This is a genomic window from Rhodothermales bacterium, from assembly GCA_041391505.1.
Taxonomy (GTDB): Bacteria; Bacteroidota; Rhodothermia; order Rhodothermales; family JAHQVL01; genus JAWKNW01.
In genome coordinates this window covers 64861-87945 of record JAWKNW010000003.1, presented here as the reverse complement: position 1 = coordinate 87945, position 23085 = coordinate 64861, and the positions used below count along the sequence as shown (strand labels likewise).

Annotated in this window: 20 protein-coding genes; 19 read left to right on the top strand and 1 reads right to left on the bottom strand. The window is 60.8% G+C overall.

Annotated features, from left to right (window positions below):
- Window positions 1–119 precede the first annotated feature (119 nt).
- The 13 genes from R2834_03960 (at window position 120) to R2834_03900 (ending at window position 14107) form a co-directional block, all read left to right on the top strand.
- Window positions 120–344 (top strand): DUF433 domain-containing protein, encoded by a 225-nt coding sequence (locus R2834_03960; protein ID MEZ4699464.1) that lies wholly within the window; start codon window positions 120–122, stop codon window positions 342–344.
- Window positions 341–559, top strand: coding sequence for a DUF5615 family PIN-like protein (locus tag R2834_03955; protein ID MEZ4699463.1), 219 nt, complete (start codon window positions 341–343; stop codon window positions 557–559). The genes R2834_03960 and R2834_03955 overlap by 4 nt, the downstream gene beginning before the upstream one ends.
- Window positions 560–730: 171 nt before the next feature.
- Window positions 731–1099, top strand: a complete 369-nt coding sequence (locus tag R2834_03950; protein MEZ4699462.1) for a hypothetical protein — start codon at window positions 731–733, stop codon at window positions 1097–1099.
- A 910-nt stretch (window positions 1100–2009) separates the two neighbouring features.
- The gene (locus R2834_03945; GenBank protein ID MEZ4699461.1) at window positions 2010–2456 is read left to right on the top strand and encodes a hypothetical protein; all 447 of its coding nucleotides are present in this window, start codon (window positions 2010–2012) and stop codon (window positions 2454–2456) included.
- Window positions 2457–2464: 8 nt separating this feature from the next.
- Window positions 2465–3841, top strand: a complete 1377-nt coding sequence (locus tag R2834_03940) for an SIR2 family protein (protein ID MEZ4699460.1) — start codon at window positions 2465–2467, stop codon at window positions 3839–3841.
- Window positions 3834–5951, top strand: coding sequence for a DUF87 domain-containing protein (locus R2834_03935; GenBank protein ID MEZ4699459.1), 2118 nt, complete (start codon window positions 3834–3836; stop codon window positions 5949–5951). The genes R2834_03940 and R2834_03935 overlap by 8 nt, the downstream gene beginning before the upstream one ends.
- Window positions 5952–6017: 66 nt before the next feature.
- Complete coding sequence (locus tag R2834_03930; protein MEZ4699458.1) at window positions 6018–6170, top strand: hypothetical protein; 153 nt, start codon at window positions 6018–6020, stop codon at window positions 6168–6170.
- 799 nt (window positions 6171–6969) lie between these two features.
- Window positions 6970–7350, top strand: a complete 381-nt coding sequence (locus R2834_03925; protein ID MEZ4699457.1) for a hypothetical protein — start codon at window positions 6970–6972, stop codon at window positions 7348–7350.
- A 963-nt stretch (window positions 7351–8313) separates the two neighbouring features.
- The gene (locus tag R2834_03920; protein MEZ4699456.1) at window positions 8314–9261 is read left to right on the top strand and encodes a hypothetical protein; all 948 of its coding nucleotides are present in this window, start codon (window positions 8314–8316) and stop codon (window positions 9259–9261) included.
- Between the two features lie 98 nt (window positions 9262–9359).
- The gene (locus R2834_03915; GenBank protein MEZ4699455.1) at window positions 9360–10550 is read left to right on the top strand and encodes a FlgD immunoglobulin-like domain containing protein; all 1191 of its coding nucleotides are present in this window, start codon (window positions 9360–9362) and stop codon (window positions 10548–10550) included.
- A 263-nt stretch (window positions 10551–10813) separates the two neighbouring features.
- Window positions 10814–11320 (top strand): hypothetical protein, encoded by a 507-nt coding sequence (locus R2834_03910; GenBank protein MEZ4699454.1) that lies wholly within the window; start codon window positions 10814–10816, stop codon window positions 11318–11320.
- Between the two features lie 1210 nt (window positions 11321–12530).
- Entirely contained in the window at window positions 12531–12725 is a 195-nt protein-coding gene (locus tag R2834_03905) for a hypothetical protein (protein MEZ4699453.1), read from the top strand.
- 353 nt (window positions 12726–13078) lie between these two features.
- Entirely contained in the window at window positions 13079–14107 is a 1029-nt protein-coding gene (locus R2834_03900) for a Gfo/Idh/MocA family oxidoreductase (GenBank protein ID MEZ4699452.1), read from the top strand.
- Between the two features lie 59 nt (window positions 14108–14166).
- Here the strand turns inward: R2834_03900 and R2834_03895 are convergent, their stop codons facing one another.
- Window positions 14167–14553 carry a hypothetical protein gene (locus tag R2834_03895; GenBank protein ID MEZ4699451.1) on the bottom strand — a complete coding sequence of 129 codons (387 nt, stop codon included), beginning with the start codon at window positions 14551–14553 and terminating at the stop codon, window positions 14167–14169.
- A 944-nt stretch (window positions 14554–15497) separates the two neighbouring features.
- Between R2834_03895 and phnA the strand changes: the two genes are divergently transcribed.
- From phnA to R2834_03865, 6 genes are all read left to right on the top strand, one after another.
- Window positions 15498–16742, top strand: a complete 1245-nt coding sequence (gene phnA / locus R2834_03890) for a phosphonoacetate hydrolase (GenBank protein ID MEZ4699450.1) — start codon at window positions 15498–15500, stop codon at window positions 16740–16742.
- Window positions 16739–18175 carry an aldehyde dehydrogenase family protein gene (locus R2834_03885; protein MEZ4699449.1) on the top strand — a complete coding sequence of 479 codons (1437 nt, stop codon included), beginning with the start codon at window positions 16739–16741 and terminating at the stop codon, window positions 18173–18175. Before phnA ends, R2834_03885 begins: the two co-directional genes overlap by 4 nt.
- Before the next feature lie 12 nt (window positions 18176–18187).
- A complete protein-coding gene (locus R2834_03880) occupies window positions 18188–19336 on the top strand; it encodes a 2-aminoethylphosphonate--pyruvate transaminase (GenBank protein ID MEZ4699448.1) in 1149 nt (382 codons plus the stop codon).
- Window positions 19337–19339: 3 nt separating this feature from the next.
- Window positions 19340–20683 (top strand): aspartate aminotransferase family protein, encoded by a 1344-nt coding sequence (locus tag R2834_03875; protein ID MEZ4699447.1) that lies wholly within the window; start codon window positions 19340–19342, stop codon window positions 20681–20683.
- Window positions 20684–20771: 88 nt separating this feature from the next.
- Window positions 20772–22061: an aspartate aminotransferase family protein gene (locus tag R2834_03870; protein ID MEZ4699446.1), complete on the top strand. Its 1290-nt coding sequence runs from the start codon at window positions 20772–20774 to the stop codon at window positions 22059–22061.
- Between the two features lie 201 nt (window positions 22062–22262).
- A complete protein-coding gene (locus tag R2834_03865) occupies window positions 22263–23054 on the top strand; it encodes an ATP-binding cassette domain-containing protein (protein ID MEZ4699445.1) in 792 nt (263 codons plus the stop codon).
- Window positions 23055–23085: the final 31 nt, after the last annotated feature.

Here is a 23085-nt window from a genome sequence, read left to right as displayed (position 1 = left end):
GCCAACCATCAAGCAGCGGAATCAGGCTGCGGGAGCCGCCCGTGGAACGTGGCTTGACGAAACCGCAGATCGCCGGCGCTGTACCTGATTTCAAGATTTCGGCTCCCATACCAGAAACCATGAGCTACAAGGATAGGATAACGCTCGAACCCGGAAAACGCGGCGGTAAGCCCTGTATTCGGGGACTACGCATTACGGTGTACGATGTACTGAGCTACCTCGCCTCTGGTTTGACGTACGAAGAACTGCTCGTTGACTTCCCCTATCTGGAGAAAGAGGATATCCTGGCCAGCCTCGAGTATGCGGCTGATCGCGAACGTGCTATTGTGGCTGTTTCTGCATGAAGTTGCTGTTCGATCAGAACCTCTCGCCACGCCTGGTTGGATTACTGGCTGATGTGTATGAGGACTCTGTTCACGTGACGGAGGTAGGGCTTGATGAAGCGGATGATCTCGTTGTCTGGCACTATGCTCGTATGAATGGATTCGTGATCGTGAGCAAAGATTCTGATTTCAATGAGATTAGCCACTTGCGCTGTGTGCCGCCAAAAGTGATCTGAATACGCCGTGGGAATTGCTCCACACGTGACATAGAGGCATTTTTGCGGCGAGAGAACAGTCAGGTCGAGAAGTTGGCTATGACCGAGCAGGAGAGCATTCTGATGCTTTTCTAAATGTAGTTGTCTCCTTCAGCTGTTTTTAGCCGATCGCATCCAGTGCTCCCCGCCATCATGACGACGTTCAAGTCCGAGAAGTCCCGCTACGACGAGCTCTTCCACGTGCTGCTCGGCGAGCACAAAATGCGCTGCCGCGTCGTCACCGAGCGCGGCGTCGACGCCCTGCGGGTGTCGACGCATATCTTCAATAACGAGGAGGAGGTGGATCGGCTGGCGGAGGCGGTGAGAGGGATTTGCGCGGGTAAACAGGGGTTTCATCCACTCGCTGGACGCCTCCATGAAGCAGTAACTGACATTATGCGGAATGCGAGTAGGGACACGATATATTGTGGTCCCTACGGTCATCCTTCGGCGAATAGCTGCCGCCAATGGGAGCCGCTGCGTAAGATCAGGCAGCAAGTCATCCCGGTCCCGGAGCCCTGAGGCGCCGAGGAAATAGCATTCCTTAATGAAAACGGGTCCACGTTAAAGCAGAAACCTCACCTATTTCCTGTCTTCCCCCGATCAAGTCGGGGGCAGGCTCCCGATCAAGTCGGGGGCAGGCTCCCGATCAAGTCGGGGGCAGGCTCCCGATCAAGTTGGGGGCAGGCTCCCGATCAAGTCGGGGGGCAGGCTCCCGATCAAGTCGGGGGAAGGCTCCTGATCAAGTCGGGGAAGGCTCCCGATCAAGTTGGGGCAGGCTCCCGATCAAGTCGGGGATCCAGTAGGATGGTGCATACCCGTGGACCCCGGACCAAGTCCGTGGCATTTTACACGCATAACAGTTCACCGTACATCTCAATCGTCCTTCTCGGAGGTGATCAAGCGCGGCGGTTCGTGTTGACATTTCGGCGCCGGCATTCCGTGTGGATCGAGTCGCGTGAAGAAGGAAACATTACAGTGGCCAGGGTGGTGTGTTAGTTGGGCTTCCGGTTCTTAGATGGTCTTCCGGTTCTTAGATGGTAGTGTCCCGACAATTCATGAGTGTGCACATCAAAACAACAGGGCTCAGCACAGATGGCAAACAATAATGGTAGCGGGAAATCCCTCGAATCCTGAATCTGGGATGCGCCTGATCCATCGAAGCGCGGGCGCGGATCATTCAGGCCACCACCGAACTGAAAAAGGCCCTATGCACAAGCTCCTCACCGAAGACCACTGCAACGAACGCCAAAAACCAACCGAAATAGGCCCCCTCCTCGAAAGCTAGGAGCTACTTTCCATCGGCCATTTCTTTGAAAATTTGCTCGGAATAATGCCTTCCGAGAAAGCGAAAGTTGAAGATTAGCCGAGTGCCTATTTGCGAAACATCAACCTCCAGTGGGGCCTAATTGACACTGACGATTAGCTGCGAATGGACAAAAGCGATCGGGAAGCGGATCTGTTCCAGTTTCGGAGAGGTGATCTTCTCGTCTGTGAAGGCGGAGAAGTAGGACGTGCAGCACTTTGGGACAGCATCATCGCTAACCGCATTTACTGGAAAGCTCATCACCGATTGCGTCCAAAGAATGATCAAATCACTAACAAGTTCATGGTTCAATGGATAATGTTCGCATTCTTTTCTAACCACACCCACACCGTGACCAACACTAGAACCGCAATCGCGTATCTTCCGATCAAACTCAAGCCGCTGCTTATCCCTATTCCATCCCCAGCTGAGCAAGTCGACTTCTTGAAGGCACTCGGGATCGTTGATCAAAATCTAGGCGGCAATCAAGGAAAGCTCGGAGCACTCAGATATCTTTTCCGCGCCCCCCTTATCGAACTACTGACCGCGAGGATCCGCGTTCACAAAATTTAGATCACAGTATGAGCACGAAACATATCCTCAAAACGCGAGATGATAAAGCCTGCGTCGAATTCGTGGACAGCGGCGAAGAGGGTAATTTCAAACTTGTCGAGAATGCCGACTGCTCGTGGATGGCTGGGGGAACCGAGTTCGGATCTGATAAACTTCGCCCGCGAATCGAGCCTTGGTTAACCTCGCTATTCCAGTCGGAGCACCTTGCGCTTTTGGCTGGCTCCGGTCTCTCCCACGCTGTCCACTGCATCGCTACGGGCAATCTTCTTCCAGGCATGAGCCAGGCCACATTCACAAACTACAACGCCGCAATTGCCGATAAAGCCAGGGAGTCAGCGAAGCTAGCAGGGAGAAATGCAGGAAATATAGAAGATCAGATTCGCGTCGTGAACGAATTGATCCGGGGAATTGAAATCCTATCGTCACAGGAACTCACGCTCAAAGAGTCTTTAAAGTCTCTGCGGTCCGAACTGAAGATCGTTCTCGCAAATTTTGCGGATTCAGTGCTCAAGGGAGAGAACGGATTGATCACCGCTCCGTCGGAAAAGCGTGAGAAAGCATTCAACTATCTCGTGAGTTTCCTCATGAGCTTTGCCAGCAGAACGGGAATGAGAGATCGTCTGCAGGTATTTACGACCAATTACGACCGCTTTATCGAGGCTGGCGCAGATGCCGCAGGGTTGCACCTCATTGACCGCTTCGTTGGCTCGCTCGCGCCCATATTCAGGTCTTCTCGGTTAGACATCGACATGCACTACAACCCACCAGGGATCCGTGGGGAGCCTCGCTACCTCGAAGGGGTTGCCCGCTTCACAAAATTGCATGGCTCCCTGGACTGGATAAGCACGGAGGGGCAAATTCGGAAGATCGGACTACCCTTCGGTAGTGAAGAAATCGCGCCCTACTTGAAGGCACCCGGATTGAGTGATGGCGAAGCCTTGAACCTGATGATTCACCCCAATGCAGCGAAGGATCGGGAGACAGCGGCTTACCCTTACGTCGAACTCTTTCGTGATTTTGCGGCGGCGGTCTGTCGCCCAAACAGCACGTTGATTTCATTTGGATACAGCTTCGGAGACGAGCACATCAACCGGGTGATCAAGGACATGCTGACAATTCCATCCACTCACCTCGTCGTCATAGCCTACGGTGACCCTTTGGGGCGAATCATGCAGACCTACGTAGAGCTTGGCCGTTCTGCCCAAATCACGATGCTTATCGGCGCGCATCTGGGTGACCTGCGAAACCTAGTCGATAATTACATGCCGAAGCCCGCGATTGACCGGACCACGTTCAAAATGTCCGAACTGCTCAAATCGCGTTGGGGCATATCCCAAGCCGAATCGGCTCCTCAGACACCCGAACCTGACTCAGCTAATGAGTGAAACGCCTTTTGAGCACGCTGGAAGCCTCCGAATCGGGACTGTTGACTTCGTCTCTCCCGACGAAATCAAAGTCCTACTGGATATTGAAGCTCCAGATTCCGTCGCGTTGAATGCGGGGTCTCCTCGCCCTTTTCCGCGAGTAAACGGATACGTGCTCATCCCGGTCGATGACGGATACCTCGTCGGCCAGATCGAGTGGTTGACCGTCGAGCGATCTGCCTTCCCAAAGCGGCGAGGGATGCAGGACTTCGGTTTGATTGATCTGCCTTATCCGCTTCGCAGAATGAGTCTGATTCCGCTCGGGACTCTTCGGAAGAAGCCGGGTTCAAAGTCTGAATATGGTTTCCGGCGTGGCGCAGACTCACTACCAGCGATCGGAACTGGAGTGCTCCTGCCGACTGAGAAACAACTTCATTCGATAGTCATGTCTGGGGACTGTCGCCGTGTAAAAATCGGCACCAGCCCGTTGGCAGCATATGCAGAAGTTAAGGTTGATCCAGATCGAATCTTTGGCAGGCATCTCGCTGTATTGGGAAACACGGGAAGTGGGAAATCCTGTTCGGTCGCAGGTCTAGTTCATTGGTCTCTTGAACAGGCCCGAGCTGCGAGTGGCTCCACACCCAATGCCCGCTTTGTGATTCTCGATCCCAATGGCGAATACGCTCATGCGTTTGGCAGTACTGCGAGAGTATTTCAGGTCAACACCGAGGCGAACCCACTGAAAGTTCCACTTTGGTTTTGGAATAGCGCAGAGTGGTGCGCTTTTACTCAAGCCAGCGCGCGTGCACAAGTGCCCCTCCTCAAACGCGCACTTCGATCCATGCGCAATGAGCAATTTGAAATCAGTGAAGACGTGGAAATTTCGGCGCGCAGGTTCGTTGGGATCATCCTTCAGGCGACAAGTGTTGCGAAGAATGCGGGAGAACCCTTTCGAGCATTCCCTCACTCAAAAAATTTCACAGAACGGCTATCCTCTTGGGCCACGAGTGTCGGGCAGTATGACACGAAAATCGAGACAGACTTAAGTCCACTGCAAGAAGCTTTGGAAAGTTTGGTCACTGCGCACAAGATTACAAATGCCGCTGGAAAATTCACAGATTACCTGATCTACACGGCCGCCGAGGTGGATGATCTTCTGGAAGAAATGCGCAATGCTTATACCTCGATAGGCGGAAGTCCAAATGATCTTCTCCCGAAGAATGAAGATGTTCCGGTGAAATTCTCTGGCGAGGTTTTCGCCGACTTTCTTGCAGGTTTGGCGCAGGAAACAGGTAATGAACAATATGTCGAGTTCCTCCTCGCCCGCATTCGCACAATGTTGGCTGACACACGAATGAGTTCTGTCATTGGAGACGACGACGAAGTTACTCTGGAGAAATGGCTCGGGGACTATATTGGGAGAGCACCGGAGGACGAGAAATGTGTCATTGTCATTGATCTCTCACTAGTTCCTGCGGAGATTATGCATCTTGTCACATCAGTGATCGCACGGATGTGCTTCGAGTTCCTTCAACGCTACCGGAAACTCCACACCAAGACGTTGACGTTGCCAACCGTCCTAGTTTTGGAGGAGGCGCATACGTTCATTAAGCGGTATCGGGAAGATTCTGATAATTCCAATGTGTCCGCGATCTGCTGTCAGGTGTTTGAGAAGATTGCCCGTGAGGGCCGGAAGTTTGGGTTGGGTCTTGTTCTTTCATCACAACGGCCATCTGAGTTATCTCCGACTGTTCTATCTCAATGCAACACGTTCCTACTTCATCGAATCAGTAATGATCGAGATCAGGAACTGGTCCACAAACTCGTTCCTGACAATTTGAAGGGGCTTCTCAGGGAACTACCATCTCTTCCCTCTCAGAATGCCATTCTTCTCGGTTGGGCCTCTGAATTACCGGTATTGGTGCATATGAATGACTTACCGAAAGACAAGCAACCCAAGTCGGCAGATCCCGATTACTGGGATGTTTGGACAGGAAAAGACTCAGATGGCAATCCAGTGGTGCGAGAGCCAAATTGGCAGGCCGTGGCAGACGATTGGAGTGGAGTTGGGACGGCAAATGAAACGGCCGAGCCTGACGGAGAACCGACCGATACTGATTGGGACTTTTAGCTATGTATTCCCCCGGAGAGCGTGAAACCGTCCAAGCCAGGATCCTCGAATACGCGTAGGCCATCGATGGACGATTGGTACCGCGAGGAAGCCGAGCGACGGGGCGGGTTTGATCTGGAAGTGCCGCTTGCCGCCAGCGCTAGAAACCGCTCGCTGTTTTTCAACGACCGACTTGACGCCAAGCTGTGCGCGTACAACCCGCGCTACGCCGAGTCTTAGGTTGTGTTGATCGGGCATTCTGCCATCTATATACCGACAGCTACGGCAACCGGGAAATCGTCGAGGTCCTGCGCAACCGGGGCAAATTCTTCGACCACGAGAAGAAGCGCGAGCGCGACCTGGTCCTGATCGATTACGGCGATCCGGCGTGGAGTGTTTACGAAGTCACCGAGGGGAGGCCTTGCACTACGGCCAAAGCGGCACGCGGGAAGATCTCGTTCTTCTCACCAACGACATTGCACCTTTCACCATCCATCCAGCACGGCCATGAACCGCGTGGAAAACCAATACTGGCACCTCGGTGTTCACAGCGACCCGCGTTCCGTTAGATACACTGGTGCTTCATCTCCGAGCCGGCGTGACATTGGAGGGCTTGCTCGGCGATTTTTCGAGTGTGCGCCATGAACAGGCTCGCGCTGAACGATGCGCTCGCACACACGCCGGCCCGGAAAGAACCCGGAACGACGACAGGGCCGAAGAACGAAACCAGGTAAAACCCCAGTCCCCCGTGGGCTTATCAACACGGATCGCATGCGTAGCGGTACGAGTAGAAGCATTGCTCAGGCTTCGAGTGGTGTTTCTAAAACCAGCCCTGTCATCGCGAACGGACGCAGCGGCGCCAGCCGATGCGGAAGCTGAGCGACCTCCTATGACTGGCGAATGGCTCGGCCTACGGAGGGTTGATTCGCGGCGCTCATCAGTCGCTTCGCTCGTGTCTCCGCTGCGGCCCGATGGATCGGGCCTCTGGTCGAGATGACGCCGCTTTTTTGAACGTTTCAACGCTTGATTCGCATAGCTCATGGATACTTATACGATAATCGCTGTTCTTCTGGTGGTGTTGCTCGTCTACCGGCTGATCGCCGGCAGCCTGGAGGGCAATCGGGTGAAGGAGTATATCGGTAGCCAGGGCGGCGAACTGCTTGAGTCGAAGTGGAGTCCGTTCGGACGGGGCTGGTTCGGCGAAAAAAGCGATCGTATCTATGAGATCCGCTATCGGGATCGAACGGGCAGCCTGCACGAGGCGACGGTCAAGACGTCGATGTTCTCCGGCGTCTACCTTACGGAGGATCGAATCGTCCAGCCAGGGAATTTGAGTACACCAACCCTGCCAGATCTCGAACGGGAAAACGCCCGCTTGCGACAGCGAATCGCTGAGTTGGAGAAAAGGAATCCAGGATAAGCCGTTTTACGACCTGACGATACACACTTTGCTTTAATATCTGATCTTCCGCAGCCGTGTGCCTGGTAATCTGATGCAGGATTTTGTACCGGGCAACAGGCTTTTCGGACGAAATCCTGCATCCTTCATCTTGCATCCACAGATGGACACGATGCCTTGCGTAACACGAGTTAATTTGTCCTCCTGAGACGCGGAGCCCAGCTGCGCAGGGCTTTTTATTCGGGCATGACATGGCCCTGGCATAGAGTCAGCGAAAACTCAGGGACGGGTGGGTCTGAAGGACGGCGCCGAGAGGTATTTATATAAAGAGCCCTGTCATCCTGGCCGGAAGTGCCGGCGCAAGGCGGCACTGCAGCGGAGAGCCTGCCCCCGCGAAGGCGGGTGCACCTCCATATGAATGGCTCAAAGCCGGCTTTGGGAGGTCGCTCCGCTTCCGCATCGGCTATCGCCACTGCGTACGGTCGCGATGACAGGGCGGTTTTGAGTCTGACACCACTCGGCGACAAACCCCACGACCGATCGTATTTATGGCGTATCGCTGATCAAAGGGTTGCGTCGCTACATACGTTGTCATTAGCAATGCAGTGAAGGAACTGAATAACTGATCTTACGCAGCCGTGTGCCTGGTAGTCTGATGCAGGATGCAAGATGCAGGATTTTGTACCGGGCAACAGGCTTTTCGGACGAAATCCTGCATCCTTCATCTTGCATCCACAGATGGACACGATGCCTTGCGTAACATGAGTGAATAAGACGCAAATGATGCCGTTTTCGCTCGGAATCGCGTTTCAGACAGCTGTTTCGCGAGGCTCACTTCGGCTTCGCTCAGTACATGCAGCAAGACAACATCATGGCACCTGCCCAACGTTAGAAATAAGGATGGAGAATCGAAGCATACTTCTATTTCTATGTGTGATGGTTTCGAGCTGTGCGCCGATTCCGAGTCAGGAGTACATCATTACCGTGAACGGTGAACTACCCGTACGGGAAATGGGGATCACGTTAATTCATGAGCATGTCCTGGTGGATTTCATCGGAGCGGACAGCACGGGGTATCATCGCTGGGATCGGTCCGAAGTAGTAGCGCGTGCCCTGCCTTTTTTGCTGGAGGCCAAAGAGCGAGGAGTAAAAACCTTGTTTGAATGCACCCCTGCGTATGTCGGACGAGATCCTCTGTTGCTGCGGGAGCTTTCTGAAAAAAGCGGCCTCAACATCGTTACAAACACAGGGTATTATGGGGCGGGGAATAATCGGTTTATTCCCTCGTCGGCTCTAGAGGCCGGCCCGGATGAGATGGCTAAGGTATGGATTAATGAATTTAAGAACGGAATTGAAGGGACAGGCATTTTCCCGGGCTTTATCAAAATGGCGGTGGATGGGGGAGATACCTTGTCGTCCATGCATGTAAACCTCGTAAGGGCGGCGGCGATCACGCACAAAGAAACGGGGTTGACCATTGTTTCCCATACGGGTGCGGATGGTCCTGCGCGGGCTCAACTGCAGATCCTGAAAGAAGAGGGCGTATCTGCCGACGCGTTTGTCTGGACGCATGCGCAGGGAGGTACGGTGGAAGGGTACATTAACGCCGCCAGACAGGGGGCATGGATTTCACTGGATAACGTGAATCATGCTAATGCGGACAAGCCCGGCGGAATCGATTGGTTGGTGCCTGTCCTGAAGAAGATGAAAGATGAGCGTCTGCTTCACAAAGTACTGATCTCGCATGATGCGGGGTGGTATCACGTAGGGCAGGAGAATGGGGGCGACTACCGTGGATATATAGATATTTTCGACTACCTGGTGCCGGCCTTGACGGATCATGGATTCAGTCAGGAGGAGATTGACCTCCTTCTCATGCAAAATCCTCAGAGGGCCTACGCGGTAAACATCCGAACCATGGAGGCGCCGTAACCCGGGGCACGTCGAACGAATAGGCGGATCTTGTAGGGAAGTGCGCTGTGTCGTAATGTCGCCTGGCCAACCAGCCCGCCGGCCCACTCCGGCTCCCTATGGAAAAGACCTCCGTTCGTCTCGCGGCGCTCGTCGTCGTCCTCGCGGTCTGCCCTGCCGCATTCGCCCAGATCACCGTCACCAACGCAACCTTCCCGGCCGCCGGCGACACGCTCCGCATGGCCATCGACGACGCGCCGGACGCGGCCGTCGTGGTGGTTTCGCCTCCCGGGTTCGATCTGGTGTGGGACTACAGCGGTCTCCAGGTCGATTCGACCTACGCGATCATTTTTCGACCGGCCGGCGAGGGCAACGCGGAAGTCCCGGATGCCGAGCTGTTCACGGTCTTTGCTCCTGCTCTGGAGCGGTATTACAACGTGACCGAAGATCGTATCGAGGTGACGGCGGACTATGGCACCCCCCTCGATCTGTTCGTTCCTTCCCTGTTTCAGTACAATCCGCCGCTAGGGGATCGCTACGCTCCGCTCAACTTTTTCGACACCCGCGCCAGTAGTTCGGGCATCCTCTACGCCGAGGCGCCCGAGGCGTTTACGCCGGCGCTGGTAGCCAGCTTGCGGCAGTTCATACAGCCGGATTCGTTGCGTTACCGGATCGCAATAAATCAGCTCCAGGCGGTCGATGCGTTTGGCGCCCTCACCATCCCCGGTGGTACCTACACCGTCCTGCGTGAAAAACAGACCCGGTTTACGGAGACGCGGATTGATGCCAAGATTCCTCCACTCGGCTGGCTGGATGTCACGGATATCGCCAAATTAATGGCCGGCTTTCGGGGCCTCGGCGTCGACACCACCACAACCTATCGGTTTTTTAACGACATGGTTAAGGAGCCCATCGCCGTCCTGCACGCGGGCCCCGATCCACTCCGCGTGCTCCAGGCGGAGTTCACGTACATGCCGCCTACGGGTACGGGCCGGCAGCGCCCGACGAGCGGGTTGCCGGAAGGCTACGTCCTGCACACGAGCTACCCCAATCCCTTCCGCTCGCAAACGACCGTGTCCTACGATGTGCCGGAGCAGGCTGAGGTGCGGGTGGAAATCTACAACGCGCTGGGCGTGTCGGTTCGCAGCCTTGAGGAGGGGGCGGTGAGCCCCGGCCGGCACCGCATGGTGTGGGATGCGCGGGACGATGCCGGGCGTCAGGTGGCGAGCGGGCTGTATGTCGTCAAGATGGTTGCCGTGGGGCGGGAGGGGCCGGTGACCGTCACGCGTGCCGTGACGTTGATTCGATGAATGGACGAGGTGCACCTTGCGGGGTGTCGGGTTACGGATGGTCGGGACGAGGTGCATCTTGCAGGGGTGTCAGGTTACGGATGGTCGGGACAGGGAGTGCATCTTGCAGGGTGTCGGGTTACGGATGGTCGGGACGAGGTTACATCTTGCAGGGTGTCGGGTTACGGATGGTCAGGTTTTACAACCCGACGGATCCTAACCCGACCTACGGCGGTTTCAGCTTGCGACGGCCCGTTTTGCGATTTACGATTTTTTGATTTGCAATGAACATCGGTATCGTCACCGACGAAATCTCCCGCGCCCTCGACGAGGCCCTCGACGTGGCCGCTACCTGGGGCCTCTCGCTCTTCGAACTCCGCGAGGGCGGCAAGGCGCGCTTCCCCGGATTCACGAAGGAAGAAATCGCCCGGATCGACGCCGAGCGGGCCGCCGGCGCGCGGATCACGGCCGTCTCCCCCGGGATCTTCAAGGGCAACGTCGCCGACACCGACCGGCTGCGCCGCGAGCTGGACGACGTCCTCCCCAAAAGCCTCGAACTGGCGCAGCGCTTCGAAGCGCCGACACTCATCGTATTCGGGTTCGAGATGGACGCGGCGGAGCCGCGAATCCAACCGAGCCCGCGTCCTCCGCGCGTTCGAGCAGACGGCCGAGGCGGCCGCGGAGGCCGGCATCACGGTGGCTGTCGAGAACGAGCCCAACTTCTGGATCGACCGGCCGGCGGAGTCCATCGCCCTCCTACGCGAACTCGACCACCCCGCGCTGCGCTTTAACTGGGACCCCGCCAACCTCCAGTGGGGCGGCGGCCGGGTCACGGACGAGGCCGTCCACACCCTCGCGCCGTATCTGGTCAACCTCCACGTGAAGGACTTCTCGCCCAAAAAGCCCGAGGCGCCCTGGGTGGCCGTCGGCGCCGGCATGACCGCCGTGGCCCGACATCCTCGGCTGGCTCGGCGAGGCGAAACCCCCGGCACTCGGGCACCTGACGCTGGAAACGCACTGCGAGCCGCTGTTGCAAAATGCCGAAATCAGCCTGGAACGCCTCCGGCGAATGCGGAGGAATAACTCGGTCATCCCGAGCCGTAGGCCGTTTGCGGTGGGCGTGATGAATGCCACTCCTCGCGAACGCGGGGAGATGAGCTTGCCCCGAAAAAGTGGAGTCTGGAAAAGCACTACTTTACGCCAAACCAGACTCCCATGACAGCACGCAGAACACACGAAGGAATTCAACAAGAAGCACTCCAACGGGCAAGGCACGGGATTGCGCAAACGGCTCGCGATCTGGGCATCAACGAGAACATGATTTACCGGTGGCGGGAACGCCTTGCGCAGGATACCAGGCGCGCCTTTCCGGGCAGCAATCCGCGTGATGGCTCGCCCGCCTCAAACGCGAGAGCGACCGTCTTCGCGAGGAGGTGCTCATCCCTAAAAAGGCAGTGGGTATCTTCATGAGCGGCGCGCAGATGCCAGTTCATTGACATGCATCAGGAATCGCTGTTGCGGCGATGTGCCGTGTGCTGGAGGTATCGCTCAGCGGTTGCACTGCCTGGCGTGTGCGGTGTGAGCGCGCGAGCCCGGGCCAACGAGTCGCTGCTGGGCCGAATCCAGACGATCCATCGGGAAAGTGATCGGAGCTACGGCAGTCCACGTGTGTACCGCGACCTGAAGGATCGCGGGGCGCAGTGCGGTCGCCACCGGGTAGCGCGATTGATGCGTGCGCACGGCATTCAGGCGCTGATCGAAGCGATTCAGGGTAACGACCGATTCGAAGCACGGGATGCCGGTGGCGGCCAATCTGCTGGATCAGGGCTTCCGGTTCCCGAGCCCAGATCCGGGTCTGGACATCCGATATCACGTATGTCTGGACGCGCAGGGCTGGCTTCTACCTGGCCGTCGTGCTCGATCTGTTCTCCCGCCGTGTGGTGGGCTGATCTATGAACCGGCGCATCGACGGCGCGCTCGTCAAGGCCTGCGCTGGCAACGATGGCGCTCGCTCAGCGTAAGCCTGGCGCCGGCCTGCTGCATCATAGCGACCGCGGCGGTCAATACGCCAGCAGCGACTACCAGCAGATGCTCAGGGATGCCGGCATCGTTTGCAGCATGAGCCGCAAAGGCAACTGCTGGGACAACGCGCCCACCGAGAGCTTCTTCGCCACCTCAAACGAGGCGCGTCCATGAGACGCTACGCGAACAAGTGATGAAGCACGCAGCAGTATCTTTGCATACATCGAGGGCTGGTACAACCCACAGGCGTCGACGCCGACGATCAGCTACCTCAGCCCGCAGCAATACGAACAACACTACCAACTGAACCCCTTAACCGGGACTCCGCGAAATCGGGGCAAGACCAAGACCTCCCGAACCACACGCGCGCTCGTCATCCCCAACATCCCCGGCATCCCCAACTCGATTGGGGATCCACGCCAGGCTGGTTGGTTGTATGATCCCCGCATTCGCGAGGACGGTTCCCCGCATTCGCGGACAGTTCCCCGCTTCCGCGAGGATGACACTCCCAAAAACCTTAATCCTTAATCCGTGAACCCACCCCCATCTCCCATCCGCCTCGGGCTCGCGTCGGACTCGGCGGGCATGGCCGCACGCCTGGGCCCAGCACTTGCGAGGCGGCGCCGGCGATCCAGGTTGTTGCCGTATGCGACCCCAACGACGCCGAGCGCGACCTCGCCGCGGCGCGCTTCGGCGCGGCGGCGTATGCCGACTTCGACGCCCTCATCGCCGACGACGCCATCGAGGCCGTCGCTCTCATCACCCCCAACTTCCTGCACCGGCAACAGGCCGAGGCGGCGTTTGCGCGCGGACTGCATGTGTTTGTCGAGAAGCCCATCGCCAACACGGTCGCCGACGGCGAGGCGATGGCGGAGGCGGCGCGGCGGGCGGGGCGGTATCTGATGGTGGGGCACAACCAGCGGTTCACGCGGGCGGCCCGCCGGGCGAAGGAGCGGCTGGACGCCGGCGACCTCGGGCAGGTCGTCGCCGTCGAGATCCACTATGCGGCCGACAACGCGACGCGGATGCCGGCGGACGCCTGGCGGCTCGACCCCACCCGATGCCCGCTATTGCCTGTGATGCAGCTCGGGGTGCACGCGGTGGACCTGGTGCATTACCTCATCGGCCCGATCACCTCCGTCGCCGCGCAGGCGCGGACGATCCAGACGCCGCCGGGGGTGGTCGACAGCGTGGCGGCGGCGTTCACGCTCCCCGACGGGGCGCTGGGGACGATGGTTTCCACCTACTGCACCGAAGTCCGCTTCGAGGTTCGGATCAGCGGGACGCTGGGGACGATGCGCTGCAAGCCGAACGTCGTCTGGTTCAGGCGGACGGCGGACAACGACCGGGAAGGGGAGGGGCCGGCCGCGGAGGAGTCGTTCTGGGACTACCGGATGGAGAGCTTTCTGCTCCAGATGCAGGCGTTCGGCGAGGCGATCCAGCAGGGCATCCCGCCGGCGGCGGACGCCGGCGTCGGGCTGTCGGCCCTGCGGGTGGTGGAGGCGATGGATCGCTCGGCTCGGGAAGCCGGGGCGTGGACGGCGACGGGGGCCTGAAACAGCGAGACCTCCCGCCGGCAACCGGGGGAGGTCTCTAAAACGGACGTAGAGCCGGCTTATTTCCGCTGTCCGCGGATCGGCATCTCGCCGACGCCATCCACGTTGACCATGCCGTTGAACGCGTCGCCGGTGACGAGCACGTTAACGCCGACGATCCCGTACTGCCCGCTATCGAACCGGAACGTGAAGCGGTTCTGATCGAACATCAGGTTGGTCATGGTCATCTCGCCCGGGATGACATCGCTCGTCAGGGTGCCGTCGATGCCACCCCCGGTGTTTTCGCTCACCATGATGGAGCCCGTGTAGGCGCCTTCGGGGCTGTCGATCTGGTAGCTCCAGTCGCCGGCGAGCGGGTGCGGCTGTTTGGCGGCGTTTTTCGAGCCGGCGCAGCCCGCTGCGGCGACGAGCGCGAGGATCAGGAGACCGGAAAAAAGTCGTTTCATACGAGGTTGGGGCGTTTGTTGGTGTTTGGATCAGCGGAAGTTCGCGCTCGAAGCGGTGGAGATGCAAGCCGGGGATACGGCACTGCCGCCGTTGCGGGTGTTTAGTGGCTTGAGAAACGGTTGGGATTTTCAAAAATCCTTCTCGGTGCGTCATCCTGAACCGCCCTCCGCTTGCGGTGGGCGTGATAGTCTTTCGTCCGCGCAAGCGGGAGACCTCTCGAACCACCGTGAGACGCTCATAGGAGCCATTCGCGAGTGATTCGGGAGGTCCTTCGATAACCCGTCGCAAGCGCCGGGGGCTCGAGAAGACAACTCTTTTTTATTTCTCAACAGTTTCTGAACCCCGCCCAGACAATAAAAATTCCAGTGTCATCTCGACCGTAGGACCATGTATCGGTCGGGAGCGGAAAACCGTGACGGGAGCTGGGCCATGTCATCTCAGCCGGCGTAGGACCGATGTATCGGTCCGGAGCGGAGAGACCTCTTGACGAGGGCTAGGCCATGTCATCTCGACCGTAGGACCTATGTATCGGTCCGGAGCGGAGAGACCTCCTGACGAGGGCTGGGCCATGTCATCTCGACCGTAGGACCGATGTATCGGTCCGGAGCGGAGAGACCTCCACCAACTCATCGCATTTCATCGGGAGGTCTCTCCGCTTCCCCACGATGGCATCGCGGGTTCGGTCGAGAAGACATTTTTCGAGGCTTGGTGATCTCTCCGTTCGCTATGGCGCGTGAAGGCGTGGTTGAGATGACATCGGCGAGTTGTCCGAAGCACGTTGCATGATGACAATTTGATTATCCCCATGCCCCTTGCGTCAGCTAGCTTGCCGCTGGCGCGCGCGCATAAACTTTTTTGGATCGACCTGTTCTTATCTGTTTCTTGAAAGATCCGCATGTTATCTTGCGCGCAACATCACGTTAACGTCGCTACGAGGTCTCTTTTGTCCGACACCCCTGCAACCCGGCCGTTTGAAGTGAACGGCCGGCGCTACGCCCCCCCGGCCCGCCCGCTGGCCGTCATCTGCATCGACGGATGCGCCGATGAGTACCTGTCCGTCTCCCTGGCCCGGGGCCGGATGCCGCACCTGAACGCCATGCAGCGCGCCGGCTACCGGGGCTTCATGCGCGGGGCGTTGCCGTCGTTTACCAACGTCAACAACTCGGCCATCGTCTCCGGCGTCCCGCCGGCGGTCACCGGGATCTGCGGCAACTACTTCCTCGACCCGGCTACGGGCCAGGAAGTGATGATGAACGCGCCGGAGTACCTGCGGACGGACACGATCCTCGCCGCCGCCGCCCGCGCCGGCCGGAAGGTGGCGATGGTCACCGCGAAAGACAAGCTCCGGGCGATCCTCTCGAAGGGGATGGACGGCATCGCGTTTTCCTCCGAAAAGGCCCGCGAGGCCAGTCGGGCCGTGAACGGCATCGACAACGTGGAAGCGCTGGTCGGGCCGATGCCGAATATCTACAGCGGCGAGGCGAGCCTGTACGTGCTCCGCGCCGGCGTGCGGCTGCTGGAGGAGGGGCTGTCGGATTTTATGTACCTGTCGCTGACGGACTACATGCAGCACGCGTACGCGCCCGAGGCGCCGGAGTCGCTCGACTTCTACGAAGCGATCGACCGCGAACTGGGCCGGCTGGCCCAGCTCGGCGCCATCGTCGCCGCCACCGCCGACCACGGCATGAACGCCAAGACGCACCCTGATGGCACGCCGAAGGTGCTCTATGTGGAGACCATGCTGGAGCAGCAGTTCGGCCGGCCGTTTCGCGTCATCTGCCCGATCACCGATCCGTATGTCGTCCACCACGGCGCGCTCGGCTCGGCAGTGACGGTCTACGTGCCGGACGACGTACCGGTCGACGACGTGGCGCGCTGGCTGCTCGCCCGCGACGGCGTCACCGAGGTGTACGACCGCGAGATGGCGGCGCTCAAGCTCGAACTGCCGCCGGAGCGCATCGGCGACCTGTTCGTGCTCTCGGCGCGCGACGTCGTGCTCGGGCGCACGCCGGCGCAGCACGACCTCAGCCAGCTCGCCGATCGCCTGCGCTCCCACGGTGGGCGCTACGAGGAAATGGTGCCTTTCTTCATCTCCGAGCCGCTCAACGATCACTATCATGCGCTGGCCGCCGGCGACCCGCGCAACTTCGACATCTTCGACTTTATCTGTAACGGAACGACAGCATGAGCGAAACGGAACTACCCGTCCAGGACCTCCCTTCCTACATCGCCGGCGACGCCGTCCGCACCGGCCGGACCGTGGCGGTGCATTACCCCTACACGGGCGAGCAGGTCGGCTCGGTGGCCGCCATCGGCTGGGACGAGGCGGATCGCATGATCGCGCGCACCCTCAAGGCCGGCGAGCCGCTGTCGCGCTACCAGCGCTACGAAATCCTCAACAACGCCCGCGAGCTGCTCAAGGCCCGCGCCGACGAGTTCGCGCACTGCATCCGCCGCGAGGCCGGGCTCTGCATGAAGGAGACCCACTACGAGGTGGGCCGCGCGCAGGACGTCCTCCAGTTCGCGGCGATGGAAGCCATTCGCGACGACGGCCAGATCTTTTCGTGCGACATCACGCCCCAGGGCAAGGCGCGCAAGATCTTCACCCTCCGCGAGCCGCTCCGGCTGGTGTTCGGCATCACGCCGTTTAACCATCCGCTGAACCAGGTGGCGCACAAGATCGCGCCGGCGATCGCCTCGGGCGCGCCCATCCTCCTCAAACCCTCCGAAAAGACCCCGCTCACCGCGATCAAGTTCGCCGAGCTGCTCTACGAAGCCGGCCTGCCCGGCTGGATGCTGAGCGTGTTTCTGGGATCGATCGAGGACGTGGTGGAGCCCATGATCCGCGACGAGCGGATCGAGCTGGTCACCTTCACCGGCGGCACCAGCGTGGGGAAACGGATCGCCTCGATCGCCGGCTACAAGAAGCTGTGCCTCGAGCTGGGCGGCAACTCGCCGCTCATCATCCTGGATGACGCCGACCTCGACCTCGCGGTGTCGCTCGCGGCCGAAGGCAGCTACCGCAACTCGGGCCAGCGCTGCACCGCCGTCAAGCGCATCCTGGTTCAGGACGGGATCCTGCCGGCCTTCACCGAGGCGTTCGTCGAGAAGTCGAAATCCTACCTCGCCGGCGACCCCGCCGACCCGAAGACGGTGGTGGGCACCGTGATCGATGAGGCCGCCGCCAGGACCCTCGAACGCCGCGTCCATCAGGCCGTCGCCGAGGGTGCCCGCGTGCTGCTCGGCGGCAAGCGGACCGGCGCGCAGATCGAGCCGACCGTCATCGCCGACGTCCCGCGCACGACCGAGATGGTGTGCAAGGAATCCTTCGGCCCGCTCGCGCCCATCCTGGCCGTGCGCGACATTGACGACGCGATCGCGCTGGCGAACAGCTCGGACTTCGGGCTGTCGTCCGGCATCGTGACGCAGAACCTCGATCACGCGCTCAAGGCCGTCAAGGGCATTCGCACCGGCACCGTCAACGTGAACCAGGTGCCCGGCTACCGGATCGAGCTGTCGCCGTTCGGCGGCGTCAAGGATTCGGGCCTCGGCATCAAGGAGGGGGTGCAGGAATCCATGAAGTACATGTCGACCGTCAAAACCTTTTCGCTTCCCTGGTAGGAGCGCGCACGCATGCAACCCACATCCGAAACCCACGCCGGCGACGATCGCGGCAAACTGCTGTTCACCCCGGGTCCGCTCACCACGAGCCGGACGGTCAAGGACGCCATGAAGGTCGACCTCGGCTCCCGCGACGCGTCGTTCATCGCCGTCGTCCGCGACATCCGCCGGCGGCTCCTCGCGCTGGACGGGCTCTCGCAGGAGAACGGCTACGAGGCCGTCATCGTCCAGGGCAGCGGGACGTTCGGGATCGAGTCGGTGGTCGGCTCCGTCGTGCCGCCGGACGGCAAGCTGCTCGTCGTGATCAACGGGGCGTACGGGACCCGCATCGCGCACATGGCGCGGGTGCTGGGGATCGCCACCGAAGAGCAGAGCTGCCCGGAGGACGAGACGCCGGACCTGGCCGAGCTGGACCGCCGGCTGGCGGCCGACCCGGCCATCACCCACGTCTTCGTCGTCCACTGCGAGACTACGACGGGCATCCTGAACCCGATCCGCGAGATCGGCGACATCGTGCGTCGCCACGGCAAGGTGTACTGCGTCGACGCGATGAGCAGTTTCGGCGCCATCCCCGCGAACATGGCGGATGCGCACATCGATTTCCTGGTGTCGTCGGCCAACAAGTGCATCGAGGGCGTGCCGGGCTTCGCGTTTGTGCTTGCCCGCCGCGAGGCGCTGCTCGCCATCGCCGGCTTCGCCCGCAGCCTCAGCCTCGATCTGCTCGCCCAGTGGAAAGGGCTCGAGCAGAACGGACAGTTCCGGTTTACCCCGCCGACGCATGCGCTGCTCGCCTTCCATCAGGCGCTTCTCGAACTGGAGGCCGAAGGCGGCGTGGCGGCGCGCGGCGCCCGGTACCGGGGCAACCATACGCTGCTCATCGCCGAGATGAGCCGGCTCGGTTTTACGGTCTACCTGCCGGCCGAACGGCAGAGCTTCATCATCACCTCGTTTTATTACCCGACCGATCCGAACTTCGATTTCGAGGTCTTTTACAGCCGGCTCAGCGATCTCAACTACGTGATCTACCCCGGCAAGCTCAGCAAGGCGGACTGTTTCCGGATCGGCAACATCGGCCAGATCTTCCCGGACGATATCCGGGGCCTCGCCGGCGCCATCGCGGACACGCTGGAGGCGATGGGCGTTGCGGCCATGGCGAGGTGACCGATGAGCAATCCGCTCGATGAACTCCGCTCCGAAGGCGACCTCAACATCTCGCCGCACCGCAAGGCCTGGCAGGACGCCCATGTGGACGACCGCACGGCCGAACTGCTCGCCGACGACGCGCGGTACTTTCTGCATCAGTCGCTGTCCACGCCCTGCCTCAACGTCATCGAGGCCTGCGAGGGGAGCTACCTGATCGACCGGCAGGGCCGGCGGATCCTGGACTTCCACGGCAACTGGGTCCACCAGGTGGGTTTCCGGCATCCGCACGTGATGCAGGCCGTCGTGAAGCAGCTCGAAACGATGCCGTTTTGCACGCGGCGCTACACGAACGAGCCGGCGATCCATCTCGCCCGAAAACTCACCGAACTGGCGCCCGGCGACCTCAACAAGGTGCTGTTCGCGCCCGGCGGGGCCGAGGCGATGAGTATGGCCCTCAAGCTGGCGCGTTCGGTGACAGGCCGGCACAAGACGATCTCCATGTGGGATGCCTTCCACGGGGCGACGCTGGACGCCATCTCCATCGGCGGCGAGGCGATCTTCCGGAAGGATATCGGGCCGCTGATGCCCGGCACGGAGCACGTGCCGCCCCCGAACCCGTCGGATTGCCCGTGGGATTGCGGCGGGACGTGCCGGCTCAAGTGCGCGGACTACATCGATTACGTCCTCGCCAAGGAGGGCGACGTCGCCGCGGTCATCGCCGAGACGGTCCGCAGCACACCCTATATCCCGCCCGTGGACTACTGGCGGAAGGTGCGCGCCGCGTGCGACCGGCATGGCGCGCTGCTCATCCTGGACGAGATCCCGCATGCCCTCGGGCGCACCGGGACGATGTTCACCGTGGAGCACTACGGCATCGTGCCCGACATGCTCGTGATTGGCAAGGGGCTGGGCGGGGCGGTCTTCCCGCTGGCCGCCGTGCTGGCCCGGGAACGGTTTGATGTCGCCGGCGACCGGGCGCTCGGGCACTTCACCCACGAAAAAAACCCCGTCGCCTGCGCGGCGGCGCTCGCCACCATCGAGGTCATCGAGCAGGAAGGATTGCTCGAACAGACCCGGCTGAAGGGGGAATACGCCCTGCGCCGGCTCCTCGACATGCGGGAGCGGCATCCGCTGATCGGCGATGTGCGCGGCCTCGGCCTGATGCTCGGCGCCGACCTCGTCCGCCCCGACGGATCGAAGGCGATCGACGAGGCCGAACGGGTGATGTACGCCGCCCTGTCGAAAGGCCTCAGCTTCAAGCTCACGATGGGCAACATCCTCCTTCTGGTGCCGCCGCTGACGATTTCCTACGCCGAGCTGGACGAGGCGCTGGACATCCTGGAGGCGTGTATCGCTGAATTGTAAACCGCACACCGAATGACGAACATGAATCGCGAACACCATGAGGCGATGTGCCTTTTGCGATTTGCGACTTGAGCTTTCTCATATGCCCATGCAAACGACCATCACCGACGCCGAGCGCTCGTTGCGCGTGTTTCCCGCCGGCTCCAACGGCGAGTTCAACCTTCCCGACGACATGGCGATCGTGATCGATCGCGGCGAGGGGTGTACGCTATGGGACACCGAAGGCCGTTCGTTCCTCGACTTTTCGATGGGATGGGGCTCCGCGCTCGTCGGGCACGCCCGGCCCGAGGTGGTGGACGCCGTCGTCCGACAGGCCGGCCGGGGATCGAACTTCGCGTATGTTACCGAGGCCTCGCTCGCGCTGGGGGAGGAGCTGGTGCGGCTCAGTCCGGCGTGCGACCAGATCCGCTTCTGCGCCTCCGGCACCGAGGCCACGATGTACACGCTGCGGCTGGCGCGCGCGTTTACGGGGCGCAAGAAGGTCCTCAAGTTCGAGGGCGCCTACCACGGCGCGAACGACGAGGGCGTGACCAGCCTGTTTCCTCAGAAGCTGCAGGCGTTCCCGGCGCCCGAGCCGTCGTCCGCCGGCGTCGACCACGCCGTGCAGCAGCATGTCCTGATCGCGCCCTACAACGACATCGAGACGACTGCGCGGCTGATCGCCGAACACGCCGGCGCGCTGGCGGCCGTGATCGTCGAGCCGCTGCACCGCTGCCTGCCGCCGGCGGAGGGCTTCCTGCAGGCGCTCCGCGAGGCGACAGAGCGCCACGGCGTGCTCCTCATCTTCGACGAGGTGGTGACGGGCTTCCGCCTGGCCTACGGCGGGGCGCAGGAATACTACGGCGTCGTGCCCGACCTCGTGGCTTACGGCAAGGCGCTCGGCGGTGGGTATCCCATCGGGGCGTACGGGGGGCGCGCGGACATCATGGCGCTGGTTCGTGAGGACGGTCTCGGCCATTCCCCGCACTATGTGTGGACGGCGTCGACGCTGGGGGGGAATCCGATCTCCACGACGGCGGCGGCAGCGGCGCTGGGCGTGTTTCGGGCGGATGGCATCTATCCCGAGCTGCACCGGATGGGCGCGTACATGCGCGCCGGCATGCGCCGGGTGCTGGCCGAGCGCGGCATCGCCGGCCAGATCATCGGCGACGGCCCCCTGGCGCAGGTCGTGTTCACGACCGAGTCGGAGCCGGTGCGCGACTACCGCGCCACGCGGCGCGGCGATTCCGTCAAAAGCCGCGCGGTGATGCTCGGGCTCTTCGCGCGCGGGATTTTTCTGAATCCGATGGGGACGAAACTCTATCTTTCGATCGCCCATGACGAGGCGACCGTGGACGCCTTCCTGGATCGCTTCGACGCGACGCTGCGGGGGGTGTAGGGATTTGTTGCCATAAACATGGCACCTTGAACCTCGATCGGTTCAACCTGAAAGTCCTGGCGTCGAAGTCGTCGTGTGGTATCCTGTCCCCGCCCTGAAGGACGGGGGTAATCGTGCGGTCACCGGAATGCCGGGTAGGGCTTCGGCGGGTTATCGGCGCTTCCCCCGACGATGTGCGCCACTCAATTTGCCTTTTGCGATTTGCGATCTGCACTACTCGATATCGCCAACGCCACCGTCTTCCGCGGTCGAAACAAGGTGTTCGATGGGTTGAGCCTGCGCATCGAGGCCGGCGTGAATGTGGCGATCCTGGGCCCGAACGGCGCCGGCAAGTCGACCCTCCTCAAGCTGCTCTGCCGCGAGATCCATGCGGTGTATGCCGAGGATAGCCATGTGCGCGTCCTCGGCAAGGAGCGCTGGAACGTCTGGGAGCTGCGCAGCCAGATCGGCGTCGTATCGCACGATCTGCAGCTCGACTATGTCGGCCATGCGAAAGGGGACGACATCGTGCTCTCGGGCTTCTACGCGAGCATCGACACCTGGCCGCATCAGACCTTCTCGCCGGAGCAGCGCGAACGGGCGCGACGGGTCATCGAAGACCTGGGCATCGCCCACCTTGCGGACCGCACCTACGCCCGGATGTCCACCGGCGAGCAGCGCCGTTTTCTGCTGGCCCGCGCCCTCGTCAACGACCCGCAGACCCTCATCCTCGACGAGCCGACGAGCGGCCTCGACCTGAACGCCTGCTTTCAGTATCTGCACACGATCCGCTCTCTCATGCAGGCCGGCAAGACCGTCATCCTCGTCACTCACCACCTCCACGAGATCCCGCCGGAGATCGAGCAGATCGTGCTCATCAAGGCCGGCGCGGTCTTCGACGCCGGGGCCAAGACCGACCTCCTCACGGACGGCGTCCTCTCAGCCCTGTACGAAACGCCCGTGACGCTGCTTCAGGCCAACGGGTACTACCAGGCCGTGCCGGGAGGCGCCTGACCGTCATCCCCGCAGCCCCGTCTTGTCATCC